The organism is Trinickia acidisoli, assembly GCF_017315725.1.
Taxonomy (GTDB): domain Bacteria; phylum Pseudomonadota; class Gammaproteobacteria; order Burkholderiales; family Burkholderiaceae; genus Trinickia; species Trinickia acidisoli.
Genome location: NZ_JAFLRG010000001.1, coordinates 1851578 through 1867198 on the forward strand (window position 1 = coordinate 1851578; position 15621 = coordinate 1867198).

16 protein-coding genes and 1 pseudogene are annotated in these 15621 nt (G+C 59.8%); 11 read left to right on the forward strand and 6 right to left on the reverse strand.

What is annotated here, in order from left to right; translation table 11 throughout:
- The first annotated feature begins 7 nt into the window (after positions 1–7).
- On the forward strand, positions 8–718 hold the full coding sequence (locus tag J3485_RS08495; protein ID WP_206952054.1) for a hypothetical protein: 711 nt from the start codon (positions 8–10) through the stop codon (positions 716–718).
- 144 nt (positions 719–862) lie between these two features.
- Entirely contained in the window at positions 863–2446 is a 1584-nt protein-coding gene (gene guaA / locus J3485_RS08500) for a glutamine-hydrolyzing GMP synthase (protein WP_206952055.1), read from the forward strand.
- Between the two features lie 186 nt (positions 2447–2632).
- Here guaA and J3485_RS08505 read toward each other — a convergent pair whose 3' ends face one another.
- Together J3485_RS08505 and J3485_RS08510 are read right to left on the reverse strand one after the other, a co-directional pair.
- Positions 2633–3208, reverse strand: a complete 576-nt coding sequence (locus tag J3485_RS08505) for a PIN domain-containing protein (RefSeq protein WP_206952056.1) — start codon at positions 3206–3208, stop codon at positions 2633–2635.
- Entirely contained in the window at positions 3205–3672 is a 468-nt protein-coding gene (locus tag J3485_RS08510) for a helix-turn-helix domain-containing protein (protein WP_206952057.1), read from the reverse strand. Before J3485_RS08510 ends, J3485_RS08505 begins: the two co-directional genes overlap by 4 nt.
- A 397-nt stretch (positions 3673–4069) precedes the next feature.
- Here J3485_RS08510 and J3485_RS08515 point away from each other — a divergent pair, with 397 nt between their 5' ends.
- Positions 4070–4408 carry a helix-turn-helix domain-containing protein gene (locus J3485_RS08515; RefSeq protein WP_206952058.1) on the forward strand — a complete coding sequence of 113 codons (339 nt, stop codon included), beginning with the start codon at positions 4070–4072 and terminating at the stop codon, positions 4406–4408.
- Positions 4409–4749: 341 nt separating this feature from the next.
- On the opposite strand, the gene J3485_RS08520 is transcribed toward J3485_RS08515, so the two are convergent.
- Complete coding sequence (locus tag J3485_RS08520) at positions 4750–5499, reverse strand: SDR family oxidoreductase (RefSeq protein ID WP_206952059.1); 750 nt, start codon at positions 5497–5499, stop codon at positions 4750–4752.
- Positions 5500–5580: 81 nt separating this feature from the next.
- Between J3485_RS08520 and J3485_RS08525 the strand changes: the two genes are divergently transcribed.
- Together J3485_RS08525 and J3485_RS08530 are read left to right on the forward strand one after the other, a co-directional pair.
- Positions 5581–6162: a TetR/AcrR family transcriptional regulator gene (locus tag J3485_RS08525; RefSeq protein WP_206952060.1), complete on the forward strand. Its 582-nt coding sequence runs from the start codon at positions 5581–5583 to the stop codon at positions 6160–6162.
- Positions 6163–6803: 641 nt separating this feature from the next.
- Positions 6804–8159 carry a glycosyl hydrolase family 18 protein gene (locus J3485_RS08530; RefSeq protein WP_206952061.1) on the forward strand — a complete coding sequence of 452 codons (1356 nt, stop codon included), beginning with the start codon at positions 6804–6806 and terminating at the stop codon, positions 8157–8159.
- Between the two features lie 344 nt (positions 8160–8503).
- Here the strand turns inward: J3485_RS08530 and J3485_RS08535 are convergent, their stop codons facing one another.
- The gene (locus J3485_RS08535) at positions 8504–9079 is read right to left on the reverse strand and encodes a TetR/AcrR family transcriptional regulator (RefSeq protein ID WP_206955715.1); all 576 of its coding nucleotides are present in this window, start codon (positions 9077–9079) and stop codon (positions 8504–8506) included.
- A 130-nt stretch (positions 9080–9209) separates the two neighbouring features.
- Here J3485_RS08535 and J3485_RS08540 point away from each other — a divergent pair, with 130 nt between their 5' ends.
- The 4 genes and pseudogenes from J3485_RS08540 to J3485_RS08555 form a co-directional block, all read left to right on the forward strand.
- A complete protein-coding gene (locus J3485_RS08540; protein ID WP_206955716.1) occupies positions 9210–9944 on the forward strand; it encodes an SDR family NAD(P)-dependent oxidoreductase in 735 nt (244 codons plus the stop codon).
- Positions 9945–9964: 20 nt separating this feature from the next.
- Positions 9965–10564 carry an NADPH-dependent F420 reductase gene (locus J3485_RS08545; RefSeq protein WP_206952062.1) on the forward strand — a complete coding sequence of 200 codons (600 nt, stop codon included), beginning with the start codon at positions 9965–9967 and terminating at the stop codon, positions 10562–10564.
- Positions 10565–10692: 128 nt separating this feature from the next.
- On the forward strand, positions 10693–11211 hold the full coding sequence (locus tag J3485_RS08550) for an autotransporter outer membrane beta-barrel domain-containing protein (protein WP_206952063.1): 519 nt from the start codon (positions 10693–10695) through the stop codon (positions 11209–11211).
- Positions 11212–11219: 8 nt separating this feature from the next.
- Positions 11220–11372: pseudogene (locus tag J3485_RS08555) on the forward strand (autotransporter outer membrane beta-barrel domain-containing protein); the annotation flags it as partial.
- Here the strand turns inward: J3485_RS08555 and J3485_RS08560 are convergent.
- A complete protein-coding gene (locus J3485_RS08560; protein ID WP_206952064.1) occupies positions 11362–12267 on the reverse strand; it encodes a LysR family transcriptional regulator in 906 nt (301 codons plus the stop codon). The pseudogene J3485_RS08555 and the gene J3485_RS08560 sit on opposite strands and share 11 nt — an antisense overlap.
- 101 nt (positions 12268–12368) lie before the next feature.
- Between J3485_RS08560 and J3485_RS08565 the strand changes: the two genes are divergently transcribed.
- The gene (locus tag J3485_RS08565) at positions 12369–12962 is read left to right on the forward strand and encodes a LysE family translocator (RefSeq protein ID WP_206952065.1); all 594 of its coding nucleotides are present in this window, start codon (positions 12369–12371) and stop codon (positions 12960–12962) included.
- Positions 12963–12964: 2 nt separating this feature from the next.
- Positions 12965–13354 carry a cupin domain-containing protein gene (locus tag J3485_RS08570; protein WP_206952066.1) on the forward strand — a complete coding sequence of 130 codons (390 nt, stop codon included), beginning with the start codon at positions 12965–12967 and terminating at the stop codon, positions 13352–13354.
- 51 nt (positions 13355–13405) lie between these two features.
- On the opposite strand, the gene J3485_RS08575 is transcribed toward J3485_RS08570, so the two are convergent.
- Positions 13406–15331 carry a potassium transporter Kup gene (locus J3485_RS08575; protein WP_206952067.1) on the reverse strand — a complete coding sequence of 642 codons (1926 nt, stop codon included), beginning with the start codon at positions 15329–15331 and terminating at the stop codon, positions 13406–13408.
- Positions 15332–15621 lie beyond the last annotated feature (290 nt).

Below are 15621 nucleotides of genomic sequence, written 5' to 3' on the forward strand. Positions count from 1 at the left end.
AACGCCGATGAAACCGTTGCTGCGCGCCGTGCTGATCGTCGATGCCGGGCTCTATCTGAGCTCCGGCGCCGCGTTGCTGCTCACGCCGCTGTCCGGGCTGCAGCGCGTGTTGCAGTTGACCCCGATCGAGCCCGCCATGGTCGGGCAGATGCTCGGGCTCGCGCTGCTCGGGCTGGCGTGGCTGTCGCTGCGCGGTGCCGTCGACGGCGCCATGACGATCGGTGTCGCCAAGATCGTCGGGCATGTGACGTGGCTCGCCGGCGCACTCGTGCTGGCATGGACGATCGGGCCGCATAAGTTGTGGTTGCCTGCGCTCGGCATCGTGCCCAATCTGCTGATTGGCGGGTTGCTCGTCGTTGTCGGGCTGGGCGGGGCGCGCTTCGCTCAAGCGGTGCGTCGGCGCGAGATCGACAAAGCACGTCAGGCGGCCGGCACGGGGGCGAACGCGAAGGGCCGCGGCGCCACTGCTGCACCCGCATCGGCCTCGAACGCGCCCGCAGAGCCCGTGTTACGGCCGGCGCAGTCGAGTGCAGCGGCAGCCGGCATGCCGCCGGATGGCGCACGTACCGAGCGGCCCTCGGCATTGTCGTCAGAGCTCGGTGTTCGCGCTGCCGATGGCACCGCAGCATCATCGGCGCGTGCCGGCGCGGCGAGCGGCAGCGGCGACGTACATGCGGCGCAGCAGACGTCGGTGCCGAGGCCCCCGTTCCATGGTTGAGCGCGCCCGCGCCCACGTCCGTGCTGTTGCCCTGACCTTATCTTGCGTGCGCGCGGCGATTGCGCGGCGCTCCGTGTTTGATCATTTATTCGCAGCGCGGCGAGCGCTGCGTTCGTATTCGTCCACTATCGATCCGTGCCAGCCATGCATGACAAGATCCTAATCCTCGACATGGGTTCGCAAGTCACCCAATTGATTGCGCGCCGTATTCGCGAAGCACACGTCTATTCGGAAATTCATCCGTACGACGTCGACGACGCGTTCATCCGCGAATTCGCCCCGAAGGGCATCATCCTTTCCGGCGGGCCGAGCTCGGTCACGGAGGCGGATGCGCCGCGCGCGCCGCAGGCGGTGTTCGAACTCGGCGTGCCGGTTCTCGGCATTTGCTACGGCATGCAGACGATGGCCGAGCAACTGGGCGGCAAGGTCGAACTTGGCCATGTCCGCGAGTTCGGCTATGCCGAGGTGCGCGCCCGCAACCATACGAGCCTGCTCGAAGGCATCGAGGATTTCCGCACGGCGGAAGGCCACGGCATGCTGAAGGTATGGATGAGCCACGGCGACAAAGTCACGCAGATGCCGGAAGGCTTCGCGCTGATGGCATCGACGGAATCGTGTCCGATCGCCGCGATGGCGGACGAAGCTCGCCATTTCTACGGCCTGCAATGGCATCCCGAGGTGACGCATACGGTCAAAGGCCGCGCGATGCTCGAGCGCTTCGTGCTGCAGATCTGCGGCGCGAAGGCCGATTGGGAGATGGGGCACTACATCGACGAGGCCGTCGAGAAGATTCGCGAGCAAGTCGGTGGCGAGCACGTCATCCTGGGCTTGTCGGGCGGGGTTGATTCGTCGGTGGCGGCAGCGCTTTTGCACCGCGCGATCGGCGATCAATTGACGTGTGTTTTCGTCGATCACGGCTTGCTGCGGCTCAACGAAGCTGAGCAGGTGATGGCGACGTTCGCCGATCACCTCGGCGTGCGCGTGATTCACGTCGACGCAAGCGAAGCGTTCCTCTCGAAGCTCGCCGGCGTGACGGACCCTGAGCAGAAGCGCAAGATCATTGGTGCCGAGTTCGTCGAAGTGTTCCAAGCGGAGGCCGGCAAGCTGAGCGACGCGAAGTGGCTGGCGCAGGGCACGATCTATCCCGACGTCATCGAATCGGCCGGCAAGGGTAAGAAGGGCACGCACACGATCAAGAGCCACCACAATGTCGGTGGATTGCCCGAGACGTTGAATCTGAAGCTGCTCGAGCCGCTGCGCGAACTGTTCAAGGATGAAGTGCGCGAGCTTGGCGTGAAGCTTGGCTTGCCGCACGAGATGGTTTATCGCCATCCGTTCCCCGGTCCGGGGCTTGGTGTGCGTATTCTCGGCGAAGTGCGTCGCGATTTCGCTGATTTGCTGCGCCGTGCGGACGCGATTTTCATCGAGACGCTGCGCGACACGGTCGACAAGGAAACGGGCAAGTCGTGGTACGACCTGACGAGCCAGGCATTCGCGGTGTTCCTGCCGGTGAAGAGCGTTGGAGTGATGGGCGACGGACGCACGTATGAGTACGTCGTTGCACTGCGCGCCGTGCAGACGCTCGATTTCATGACCGCGCATTGGGCCCATCTCCCGCATGAACTACTCGGCCGGGTGTCGAATCGGATCATTAATGAAGTGCGGGGGATTAATCGCGTCGTTTATGACATTTCGGGGAAGCCACCGGCGACAATCGAGTGGGAGTGAGGGTGATTTATAAGTTGTTGATTTTATGATAAAAAATCATACCCAATAACTATAATTCCACATCATCGATGGTATTTCTTATGGCACGCGGAGGGCGTGCCATGGGAAAAACGCCGATGCCATGTTTGGGCGCACAATCCCAACAGGGTATCGAGAAATTTAATCGGCCGGTGTTGGGTTGCGATGTTAGAGAATGGAACGATAGGTCCCTAAGGCTTTGATCGTTTGAACCAGACCTTGCCGAAATAAGATTTCCAGATAGCGATCGACGTCAATGGGTGGGTTCTTGAGTTGTGCCCGCTGGCGCTGCGCTGCGGCTACGACCGCTGCTGCATCAAGGTCGAAGAGATTCTCCACAAACTCGTCGGGATGTTGAGACTCCACTCCGTAGAAAGCGAGGATGTCTGCTGGAAAATCCCGCTGATTGAAGGTTACGATCACGCTGGCACCGCAGCGGATGGCCGCAGCCAGAACGTGGCGGTCGTCGGGGTCGGGCAAAGTCAGTCCCGCGGTGAGATCTTCATACCCATCCACCAAACCATCGGGGATTGCGCGATCCATCAGGTCTGAAGTGCGATCCACCTGCGCGCGTGTCAGATCTGGCCTGTTGAGCAGTAGATTGCGTTTCCACTCCTCATGAATATCGCGACTCCAGCGGGCACGAAACCGTCCCGACAGTCCTAGCCACATCAGAAAGTCGCGCAACGGTGCAGGATAGAGAACGCAGGCATCAAAGATGGCAGTGAACGGGGAATGCCTCATTCGTAGCCCATATCTGATTCCTGAGCCTGACGGGCGAGTTCGGCCATGGCCTCTTCGCTAGCATGGTCGCGTGCATCCTTGTACTGCATCAGATCTGCGAACCTCACCCGACGATGCTTTCCCGTTCGATGAAACGGCAGTACACCATCCTCCAATAGCTTGACCAGGTGAGGGCGGGAGACGTTGAGCATGTCCGCGGCCTCTTGGGTTGTCAGTTCTGCATGCACAGGTACGACTTTCACGGCATTGCCGTCGGCCAACTCGGCCAGGATATCGACGAGCAGACGCAGCGCAGAGGTGGGCAACTCCACTTGGTGGGCTTGGTTCCGGTCATCGAAGATCTGGATGCGTTGCGTTTCGAGGCGCGTTGCCAGGTAGGCTGCCAACGCGCGTTGACCCTGCACGGCTGCCTGAACTTCCCGTTCGGCGGGCAGCGTCATCTTGGTTTGTGCGGCGGTGGTCATGGCGAATTCCTAGGTTGTGAAGCGATCTCCTAGGTGGAGTTTATTCGAAATAATCGAAAAACGCAATAAACGAAAGGGAGCTGTTCGAGGGGCCGCTTGAGGTCGAGCTATGCCGATCGTATAAGCATATTGCCATTGTCGTAGCGCCTATATGAGTCATCCAGGCTCGTCCTCGACTAGGCGGCTTGATGTCGGTCACCTCGCCAGCGGGTTCGCGTCAGATCTGTCACTTGGCCCGGCGTCCCGTTGCACGCAGATAGTGCTCATCAAAAACTCGCTCGTGGTGATCACTATCCATGTCCACGCCACGTCAAGTTGTTCAGTCAGCTTATGTGAGTTGGTCAGAATGCTATCTTCGTGATACATTAAACCTTATAGTGACTTACAAAGATGCCAAATGCCAACTCCCCACGCTCCTTCAGCCGGCGTCCGGCGGGCACTGCGTAAACTGGGCGTCGATATCCACGACGCGCGGAGGCGCCGCCGGCTGACCATGGCGGTGATTGCCGAGCGTGCTTTCACATCGAGAGCGACTTTGCAGCGGGTCGAGGCGGGCGATCCGGGCGTGAGCATCGGCATCTACGCGGCCGTGCTACAGGCGCTTGGGCTTCTGGATGGATTGCTGGAGGTTGCCGACGCCGCCCGGGATACAGTGGGGCAGTCGCTGGCGACCGCCGCATTGCCTCAGCGTGTCCGGATGCCCCGTGGCGGCGGAGGGAAGGGTGACCATGGTTGATGTCGAGGTATATATCGATCTCGACGGCACGCCCGGCCTGGTAGGGCTGCTCAGGCGCCATGCGTCGCGTCGGGAAGAAACGGTCACGTTCGAATATGACGAGACCTGGCTGGCCGACAGATGCCGCGGAGTTCTTTGGATTGTCGCTGAAACAGGCTCGGGCCACGATTCGGGAGGTGGCCAACGTGACCCGGACATGGCAATCGGTCGCTCAGGAAGTCTCTTGAAAATACACAAGCCCCGACGCAACAGCGACCGGACAGGATTGCTACACCATCGAAGAGTCGCCACGAAAATCGGAGTTCGGCCGACGAGAGCGACGCAACAATGAAACCGAGGGCTCAAACGGCGAGTGAGCCACCGTCAACATAGAGCTCGACGCCTGCGATATAGCTGCTCTCGCTCGATGCCAGGAAGAGCACGGCACGCGCAATCTCATCCGGTCGGCCTAGACGCCCCAGCGGCACGAGTTGATTGAGCATATCTTCGACTCCCGGCCGCGCATCGAGGTAGCTGCGCATCGGGCGTGTCTCGGTCCCGCTCGGCGAGACCACGTTCACGCGAATGCCGCGCTCTTTCAGGTCGGTCGTCCAGCTTCGCGCGAACGACCGCACAGCCGCCTTGCTTGCGTTGTAGAGCGATTGGCCAGGAAAGCCTTTACTGCCAGCCACCGAGCCATTCAAAACGACAGCGCTACCCGACGAAAGTAGCGGCAAAGCTTTTTGCACAGTAAAGAGCAGGCCACGCACATTGAGGCCGAACAGTCGGTCGAAACCCGCCTCGTCGATGGTGCCCAGCGGGCGCGGCTCCACTTCGGCAACGCCCGCATTCGCGAACACCACGTCAAGCCTACCGTAGTCGCGTTGGATACGCTCATAGAGTCGATCAAGGTCGGCGAGATTGCTCGCGTCCCCCTGAACGCCGACGGCACCGTTCCCGATTTCTTCTATCGCCTCGTCCAGTCGATTTTGCCTACGGCCCGTGATATAGACCCGCGCGCCTTCGCCTGCGAAAAGCTTGGCGGTGGCAAGGCCAATGCCCTCGCTGCCGCCGGTGATTGCCACAACCTTGTTCTCGAATCGCTTTGCCATATGCGTCCCTGCATAAGTGGAGTATTGCTCCACTTAGTATATGGAGGCATCATCCACTTATCAAGTGAAATCAAAGCAAGGATGAAGAGCAAGAATTCGACGATCGACGAAGCGCCGCTCCGTGCCGACGCGGCTCGCAACCGGGAACGCATTCTCGAAGCGGCGGAGGCGCTATTTATCGAACGCGGTGCCGACGCCGCGCTCGACGATATCGCGAAGCGTGCCAACGTCGGTGTCGGCACGCTCTATCGTCGCTTCCCGACGCGCGACGCGCTGCTTGCCGCGACAAGTGACGCGCGCCTCCTGGCGCTTGCCGAAGCAAGCCGCGCACGCGATGAAAAGCTGGAGCCGGGTGCTTCGATACGCGCCTTCGTCAAGGAACTCGTGAACCATGCGAGCCACTATCGCGGGCTGGCTGCGTTGCTGGGGACGGTACTGCAGGAAGGGACGCCCGGCTGCCATGCCGGACGTGAAGAAGGACGCCGGCTACTCCAGCGCGCGCAAGCAGCAGGGGTGGTTCGCAGGGACGTTTCTATCGACGATCTGGTGTGTGTGGTCACGGCGATCGCTCTCGCCGTCGAGCAAGGCGGTGCAACGAAATCGCGCGTCGCCCACCTCGTCGACCTCTTCCTCGACGGCATAGGCAATACTCAGGATGCCTAAGGAAATTAGCCTTCTTCTCGCTCCAGGCAGGCAACATGGGCAGCGGTTGGATCGGAAGCGGACATTGGGTGCAGAACAGTCAAGGTCGGCTTCGGGTCGACAAAGACTCATTCGCCGTTCGGCTGGACGGGCTATTCCCTCCAGCGGTTAGCGCATGCTTTTTGACGATTCCGAAGGCGGCCACCCCATTGTGCGTCGCAAATGACGGTATAGCGGACGGTATGCGCCGAGTGCACGATTGCGAGGCGATAATCTACCGACTGCGTGATTCGGTTGTGACGGTAAAATTCTTTCCAAAAAGCTAGGCGTGGTGCGGGTTTGCGGGCGCATCGAGGGTTCGTGGCCGGTGACGGTAAAAGTTGTACCAGCCACGAGTACGAGAAACGATGCTCACTGATGTTTCTCCATAGAATCGTGCGCGCGGTCCAGAAGGATTTCGGAAGGCTTCTTCTTCCGCCGTTTCCTATAATGATCTTCGGCAACGTGGAACGCCATAGTTCATTGCATAGCCGTGTCGTCTCTGGGCGTGACTGCATTGCTGATGCACCACGGTCAATTGGCTGTGGTATTTGGTGGCCTTCAACTATAGTTGCAGCGTCGCACGCCACCGCCCGAAAACGCAACCTCACAGGAAAGAAAAAATGACAGACCTACAAAACGGTATCAATGCGTGGATTTTTTTGAACGAAGACGAACCACCACAAACCAACTACAACAGCCCCGACAGTTGCTATCAATCGCTCATCGATTGCAAAGTTTACGACAGTGCAACCTTTCTTGGTATTGCATTTTTTGAAGTAATCCCCGCTGAGCAGGGTTCCACGATCAAAATCGGCAATGCATCTCATTCGGGCGGCTTGACTAACCAGGATTATTTGAATTTTGTACTTCGTGATGCACGCCAGGTCAATCATGGCATTAAATTTCTAGCAACAATGGTGTACTCTGGCGCCAATACTTTGGCGGCAATTTTTTCGGGAGGGGGTGATCCTCAAACACAGGCAAGCCGCTTTGCGAATAATTTGGTGACATATCTTAAAGATAATGGGATGAATGGCCTGGATGTCGATTGGGAAGGTGATGTATCCAATCAAATGACGCGGGCACAGTTTCAGATCTTATTTTCTGCGATTCGCGCTGCGTTTGATCAACAGCCCGTGAAATACTATCTATCGTTCACGCCCGCATGGCCCACCGATACGATCGATTATTCTACGGTCAATAGTAAATTCGATTTTGTCTCTCCTCAATTCTATGACGGAACGTCGCTATCGACATTCCTCGATGCCGGAATATCACCATCGAAGATTGGCTATGGGGCTCAGTTTGAGCCAGGAAATGCAGCTCCCAATGCAAGTGCGCAACAGGTGTGGAGCATGGTTTCGGAAGGTTTTTCCTCTCAGGGCGCGCAGTATAATTATCAAGATATTTTTGTTTGGCGCTTCAACTCGGGGAACTTCCAGTTCGAGCAAGCGCAGGTCATGATTCTTGATCAGCTCGGCAATCCACCCACAAGCAATACTTTCGACGACACGTCGATTATCAGCGCGGCGGGAAATCCCAATCTTACCCAAATGACGATCCGATCAGGCGACGTACTCAACGCGATTCAGGCCATCAACACCGGGACAGGTCCATATAACACCGGTACCCAGGGAACCGAAACTGGAATATTTACCTTGTTGCAACATGGTGGAAACAGCGGAGGCGCGCAAATCGTCAATATTCCGCTGAATGATCCGATCGTGTCCATTTCAGGCTACACGGGTGTGTGGTATGGCTGGCAATGTGTTTTGCAACTCACATTGACCGGGAAAAGCGGGGCCACTTACGGCCCTTTCGGCAGTATGGCCGGCTCAGCCACTCAGAATCGTTTTGTGCAGCCAGCTCCAGCCGGACAAAGCGTGGTTGGCTTTAGTGGATCTACGGTGACGGTTCCGCTGGCAGGGGGCAGTCAGACCGCAATCATTGCAGCGCTGAATGCCGTTTTTGCCTAAGACACCTAATAAAGATTTTTCAGTACCTGCGGCAATAATCGCCCAAGGCCATGCTACTGCATGGCCTTTTTTGCAGTTCGTGTCGGGCCACGTGCGTTGGCTCAAGTTTCTAAAACGCCAAATGTATGGCCGCGCCGGCTTCCAGTGGCTTCGTGCTCGCATGCCGAATCGGTGTTGACGCGCGGCGCATGCTTCACACGCAGTGAGGAAGAGTTGCCTCAAAACTCTCGACACGATTGGCTGCATTCGTCACCTTTGCCAAGACTTTGGTGCATAGCGCTCATCGGCGCCGATCATAGCGGACGCCATCCGACGCAACGCAGACGACAATTCGATGCACGCTGTTACGTTGCCTTCTCGACATCGTTGCTAGGCCGATTTGTCAGGATGGCGCTCGCGATAACGTGAAAGAGATGATCGGCGCGTGGCGCGAACGAGGGTTGGTCAACGAGCCAACCGAGCGCCGACATCAGAGCAAACAGGTCGACCCCATCCATATCGGCGCGCGCCGTTCCCTCGGCCTGAGCACGGAGCAGTAGCCGCGCGCCCGCTGAATGCACCGCTGAGCATGAAGCGTAAAGCGCGGACTCCGGGTCCGCGTGGGCGCTCGCCATTAAGGCGACAACGCCGCTATAGCTATGAACGAATGCCACCCCTTCGCGAAACCAGGACACGAGCGCTTCGTCAGGAGGATTCGACGATTCGAGCTCGTTTGCCTTCTGCGTCAGTGCGTCCAGATTCGTCCGCAGCAACGCTTCGAACAAGGCTTCTCGCGTCGGGAAATGACGAAACAGTGTGGCCAGCCCAACCTCGGCCCGGCGGGCGATATCTCGCATGGACGCTTCGGCACCATGCTCGGTGACGACGTCGCGCGCGACCGCAAGGAGATGGTTGTAATTCTTTCTGGCGTCGGCTCGCATAAGTTGCCTTGACAATCGGATCGGTGATCCGTATATAATGAACCTGTATCTGGATCGGTGATCCACAAGATACCGCACATTGGTGCAAATGGGAACAGAGACGCTGTCCGACACCACGAAAGGAGATGTCATGGGAAAGCTTGAGGGTAAGGTTGCAGTCATCACGGGCGGATCGAGCGGCATGGCGCTGGCGAGCGCCAAGCGGTTCGTTGAAGAGGGCGCCTATGTGTTCATCACGGGCCGGAGGCAGGAGGCGCTCGACGAGGCCGTCAAGCTGATTGGGCGCAACGTGACCGGTGTGCGCGGCGACGCGGCCAATCTCGACGACCTCGACCGCCTGTTCGATACGGTCAAGCGGGAAAAGGGCAAGATCGACATCCTGTTCGCGAGCGCTGGCACGGGCGAAGCCGTCCCACTGGGCGAGATTACCGAGCAGCACTTCGATACGGCGTTCGGCCTGAATGCGCGCGGCACGCTGTTTACGGTTCAGAAGGCATTGCCGCTGTTCAACGATGGCGGATCGATCTTCATGACCGGGTCCATTGCTTCGGTGAAAGGTTTTCCTGGTTTCAGCGTGTATGCGGCGAGCAAGGCGGCGTTGCACGCATTCGCACGCGGGTGGCTCAACGAACTGAAGGGCAGGAATATCCGGGTGAATGTGCTGAGCCCGGGGCAGATCGCCACACCGATTCAGGAGCAACTTTTCGACGAGGAGACGAAGCGGCAGTTCGAATCCCTGGTCCCGAGGGGAAAGATGGGGCGTCCTGAGGAAATTGCGACGGTCGCGCTGTTTCTGGCTTCAGACGATTCGAGCTTCGTGAATGGGGCGGAGTTGTATGTCGACGGTGGCACCTCGGCCATCTGAAATCACGCTGGAGAGTTCGTATGAGCTATTCGATTATTGGCTTCGGTGCAGTAGGCCAGGCACTCGCCCGAGCGTTTGCAAGAAAGAAAATCGATGTGACCGTCGCCAGCAGGCGCCCTCCCGAGACGTTGATGCAGCAGGCACAAGCGATCGGCCCCACCATTGTCCCCAGGACGCTGCAGGATGCAATCGCGTCCGACACGATCTTCCTGGCGGTTCCATTTTGGGAACATCGCGAAGTCGCGAAGCAGATCACAACCTGGCAGGGCAAGACGATCATCGACACGACGAATGCTTTCGGTGTTCCCGTTGAAGATCTGGAAGGTCAGCCGTCGTCCGCAGTTGTCGCCAAAGCATTTTCCGGCGCCAGGTTCGTAAAGGGCTTCAACCATCTGCCCGCTGCCGTCCTGGCCGCTGATCCGAGCGTGAATGGCGGCAGCCGCGTCGTGTTCTTGTCGAGCGATGACAACGATGCGGTGGCGCCGGTCGCGGTTCTGGCCGAACAACTCGGTTTCGCACCGATTGCGCTAGGCGCGCTCAAGGATGGCGGCTCGCTTGTCCAGGCCAAGGGGAATACCTGGGCTGAACTGATCTTCAAGGACCTCGTCAAGTTCAAATAGCGGCGCGTCACGACAAAGCCACAGCGGCCACGTGCCCGATCCTGAAATATCCCGAAATATTCACCAAGGCAAACTTGACAATAGATATGTTTTTAATCCGATAAAGATTGCACTTTAGTCGCCGATACTTGCGATGTCGCACCACGGTCCTTATCGCCGCGAATACCTATACGGGCGGTACGAACGTGATGGCGGGCACGCTCGCGGTCGGCGATGCGGCGGATACGAGCGCGACGATCGGTTCGGGACTGACGACCGTCGCGGCAGGCGCCTCGCTTGGCGGCTATGGGTCGGTGCTGAGTTCCGTCAACAACAGCGGCACGGTGACGGCAGCGAATGCGCTGGCGTCGTTCGCGTCGGGCAGTACCGGAACGCTGCGCATCGCCGGCAATCTGAACAACGCCGGCATTGTCAATCTGGCTGCAGCGTCAGGCCAGATCGGCAATGTGTTGAACGTCGGGGGCAACTACACCGGCTCGAACGGACAACTCGTGCTCAATACGCTGCTCAACGCGAGCGGGGCCGCGTCGCAGTCTGACCAGCTTGTCGTGGGCGGTAACGCCAGCGGCACTACGGCCATCAAAATCAACCAGTCGGGTACAGGCGCATTAACTGTCGGCGACGGTATTGAACTGGCACACCTCTAGAGAGCGAACTGGGCAAGACCTGGTACGAACTCGGTATTGGCCTCACGGGTAGCTTCGGCAAAAGCTCGGAGCTGTACGCGAACGTGAAGTACGCCCATGACATCGGCGGCGACTACCGACGTACCGTATTCGGACAGGCGGGCTACCGGTTCAGTTGGTAAATACGACGAGACCTGGCTTCGCGAACTGCCCAAGGGGAGCGGCGGCGTTCGACATCGATTCGCGCACGTAGTGCGCGAATTCCAGCGCCGCCGGTTGCACCGCAGCGGGCAGTCGCAAGCAGATGGCAAATGGCGGCAACGCGGGCAAGCCGCTCGCATGGGGGGCGAGCGTTTCCATATCTGCGGGCACTGTCGAGACGAGCCAGGCGGTGATCGCGAGGCCCGCGCGAACGGTTGCCGCAGTAGCCTCGATGTTGCCGCTCTCGAACACGGTGCGCCACGGAATATCCTCCTTCGCGAGCGCGCCCAGCACCACCGGACGAAACGCGCAGTGTTCGTCCACCATCGACAGCGGCAATGGTCGCTTCTGCCACGCGTCGCTACCGCGGCCCTTTACCCATACCAGCGGCTCGATACGAACTACTTCGCCTTCGGCTGCGCTCGCGACGCATTCGACCACCGACACGTCCGCGCGGCCGTTATTCACCGCTTCGCTCAGATCAGGCGACGCTGCGCACACCAGCGAGATTTCCACGTGTGGGTGCGCTTCGGCGAAAGCCTTCATCGCGGGCGCGAGCGGTGTCACGAGATCGTAGGGCACGCCGACACGCAGGCTGCCGCCCAGGGAGTGGGTGGTCATGTCGGCCCAGATTTCGTCGTTCAGTCCCAACAGTTGGCGCGCCTTGACGAGAAACTGCTCGCCCCGGCGCGACAGTTCGAGCTTGCGCGTTTTACGCACGAACAGCGGGCAGCCCAGCAACGCTTCGAGGCGTTTCACCTGCTGGCTGACGGCACCTTGCGTCATATGCAGCAGATTCGCGGCGACCGTCATGCTGCCGCTATCGGCGACGGCGACGAAGGTACGAATCAGATCGAGATCGAGATTTCGGGTCATCGACACATTATGCTACGTAATGAATGGCATCAATAATATTGGCTTTGATGATGCGTCGGCTGTCAGTACAGTGCAAGGCTCGATCACCCGGATGCGCGTCGATGACTTCCTCCACCCTTCCGCTTTTTCTGTTCGTCGCGGTGGCGACCGTGACGCCCGGTGGCGCAACCACGCTCGCCACCGCGTCGGGCGCCCGTTTCGGCTTTGCGCGCTCGATTCCGCTGATGCTCGGTATCGCGACGGGTCTCGCGTTGCTCGCTGCCGTTGCCGCGCTCGGGCTTGGCAGTCTGTTGCTGGCGATGCCTGCGCTGCAAACCGTCGTGAAGGCGATCGGTTCCGCGTATCTACTGTGGCTCGCGTGGCGTATCGCGCGGAGCGAACCGCCGAGCGCGGGCAATGGCCCCGAGCGGCCGATTAGGCTGGTCGACGGCATCCTGTTGTTATGGCTCAATCCGAAAAGCTGGGCGATAACGGTCGGTGCGGCGGCTTCCTTCGCGCTGCTTGCGAACAGTCCCAACCGGCTCGCGATACTGCTCGGCGCGGCGTTCGGCTTGGCCGCGTGCGGGTCGCTAGCGCTGTGGTGCGCGCTCGGTACACTGCTTGCACGGCTGTTTCGAACGCCGCATCACTGGCGCATTCTCAATCTTGCGATGGGCGCGCTGCTCGTCTTATCCGTCATCCCCACATGGAGATAACCATGCCTGTCCATCCGTTTGCCGACTCGTTCGATCTCGAAGCCGCGTTCAGCGATGTGTCGCAATACTGGTCGCCAAAAGTCGTTGCGCAGGTGAACGATCAATACGTGAAGGTCGCGAAAGTACGCGGCCAACTCGTCTGGCACGACCATGCGCACGAGGACGAACTGTTCTTCGTCGTGCGTGGGCACCTCAAGATCGAATACGAAGGCGGGCGCATCGTCGATCTGCCCGCGGGTTCGATGCATGTGGTGCCGAGCGGCACGCTGCACAACCCGGTCGCCGACGACGAATGCTGGATCGTGCTGATCGAGCCCGTGCAGACCAAGCACACCGGCGACGTCGAGTCGCCGCTGACAAGGACGATCGAGGAGCAGTTGCGTCAATCGTGACGAGTTCAGGCGGGGCATCGCGCGGGCGGCGCATGTCCCGGGCGTCCGGATCTAGATCTCGACCTGAGTGCCGACTTCGATCACACGGTTGGCCGGCAGCTTGAAGAACGCGGCGATGTTACCGACGTTGTGCAGCATCACGGCGAATAGGCGCTCGCGCCAGAGCGCCATCCCATGACCCGATTTCGGTACGACCGCCGCTCGGCTCAGGAACCATGAGGTCTCCGACGGCTCGAACCTGAATCCCTCCACTTTGCATGCTTCGAGCGTCCGAGGCAGATCGACTTCGTCCGTGAACCCGTAGGTGATCGTCGCTCGAAAACAGCCGGGACATAACGGCTGCACCATGACACGGTCGCTCTCGGGTACCCGTGGCACTTCCTTTGTGACCACCGTGAGGAATACCACGCGTTGATGCAGCACGCGGTTGTGGCGCAGGTTGTTGATGAGCGCATGCGGCACGGCATCAGGGTTCGGCGTCAGGAAAATCGCCGTGCCGCCCACACGCACCGGCGCACGCTCGAGCAGCGAGGTCAGATACGGTTGGAGCGGCATCGTGCCGGCGCGCGCGCGTGCTTCGGCCAACATCATTTCCCAGCCGCGGCCCCAGGTCGCCATGATCGTGAACATGACGGCGCCGATCACGAGCGGGAACCAGCCGCCCTCGACGATCTTCAGCAAGTTCGCGGAGAAGAACATCGCGTCGATCACGAAGAAGAATGCGGTCGAGAGTACGCACAGCAGCCAGTTGTAATGCCATGCGTACCGGACCACGAAGAACGTCAGGAAGGTCGTGATGAGCATCGTGCCGGTGACCGCGATGCCGTACGCCGAGCCGAGCGCGGTCGACGAGCCGAAGCCCAGTACTGCCGCGACCACGGCAGCGAGCAATGTCCAGTTGATGCCCGGCACGTAGATCTGGCCGATTTCATGCTCGGATGTATGGACGACGTTGATACGCGGCAGGAAGGCAAGTTGCATCGCCTGCTTCGTCATCGAATAGGTGCCGGAGATCACGGCCTGCGATGCGATGACGGTTGCGATCGTTGCAAGCCCGATCATCGGGAAGATGGCCCATTGCGGAAACAGCAAATAGAAGGGGTTCTGCAAGGCACCGGGATGCGAGAGCAAGAGCGCGCCCTGGCCAAGGTAGTTGAGCGCGAGTGCGGGGAACACCATGCCGAACCATGTGACGCGAATCGGCCGTTTGCCGAAATGGCCCATGTCCGCATACAGCGCCTCGGCCCCTGTCAGTGACAGCACGACGGCGCCGAGCGCGACGAACGCAATCCACCGGTGGTGCAGACAAAACTCGAGCCCTTGCAGCGGATCGAGCGCAAACAGGATGGCGGGCGTCGCGGCAATTTTGGCGAGCCCTGCGAGGCCGATCACGACGAACCACAACACCATCACCGGTCCGAACACCGCGCCGATACCGCTCGTGCCGTGCTTCTGCATGACAAACAGGGTGACGAGCGCCACCAGCGTTACCGGGATCACGAACGTCTTCAGCACCGGCGCCGCGACCTCGAGGCCTTCGACGGCGCTCAGCACCGAGATCGCCGGCGTGATCACGCTATCGCCGAAAAAGAGTGCGGCACCCATCACGCCGGCGATGAGCAGCGTACGGCGCAAGCGCGGCCGTGTCGCCACTGACGAAGCCGCGAGCGCGAGCAGCGCCATGATGCCTCCTTCGCCATGGTTGTTCGCGCGCAGGATCAGTCCCACGTATTTGAGCGAGACGACCACCATCAACGACCAGAAGATCAGCGACACGATGCCGACGATATTGAATGCGTTCAGCGGCAGTCCGTTGTCCGTGCTGAATACGGTCGATAGCGTGTAGAGCGGGCTTGTGCCGATGTCGCCGTACACGACGCCGAGCGCAGCGAGCGCGAGTGCCCGGAGGTCAGGCCGTTGCGGGTCGGGCATGCCGATCCGATCGGTTTCGGGCGCGGCGGATGCGGAATGACCCATGTCTGTCTCCTGATTTTGGTGCGCTGCGGCGATACGGCTGACTGCACCGGCCGCCGGGCGCACGGTCTCGTTTCTTTTTTGGGAGCGATTTCAAAGCCGCCTGCGGACTCGTGGATGGGGACTTTATGCGCGGCGGCCAGAAGAAGTATAGGAAGTGCTCGCAAAAAGCGCCGATTTGCGCAGTAGGGCTCGGGGTCGTTTAAAAGCCGCGGGCGGCGAGCGGGGCTGGCTCATTTGTTGGATGGCTCACATTGCGATGCAGTCGAATGCTCACTTTTCGGCCTGCGATG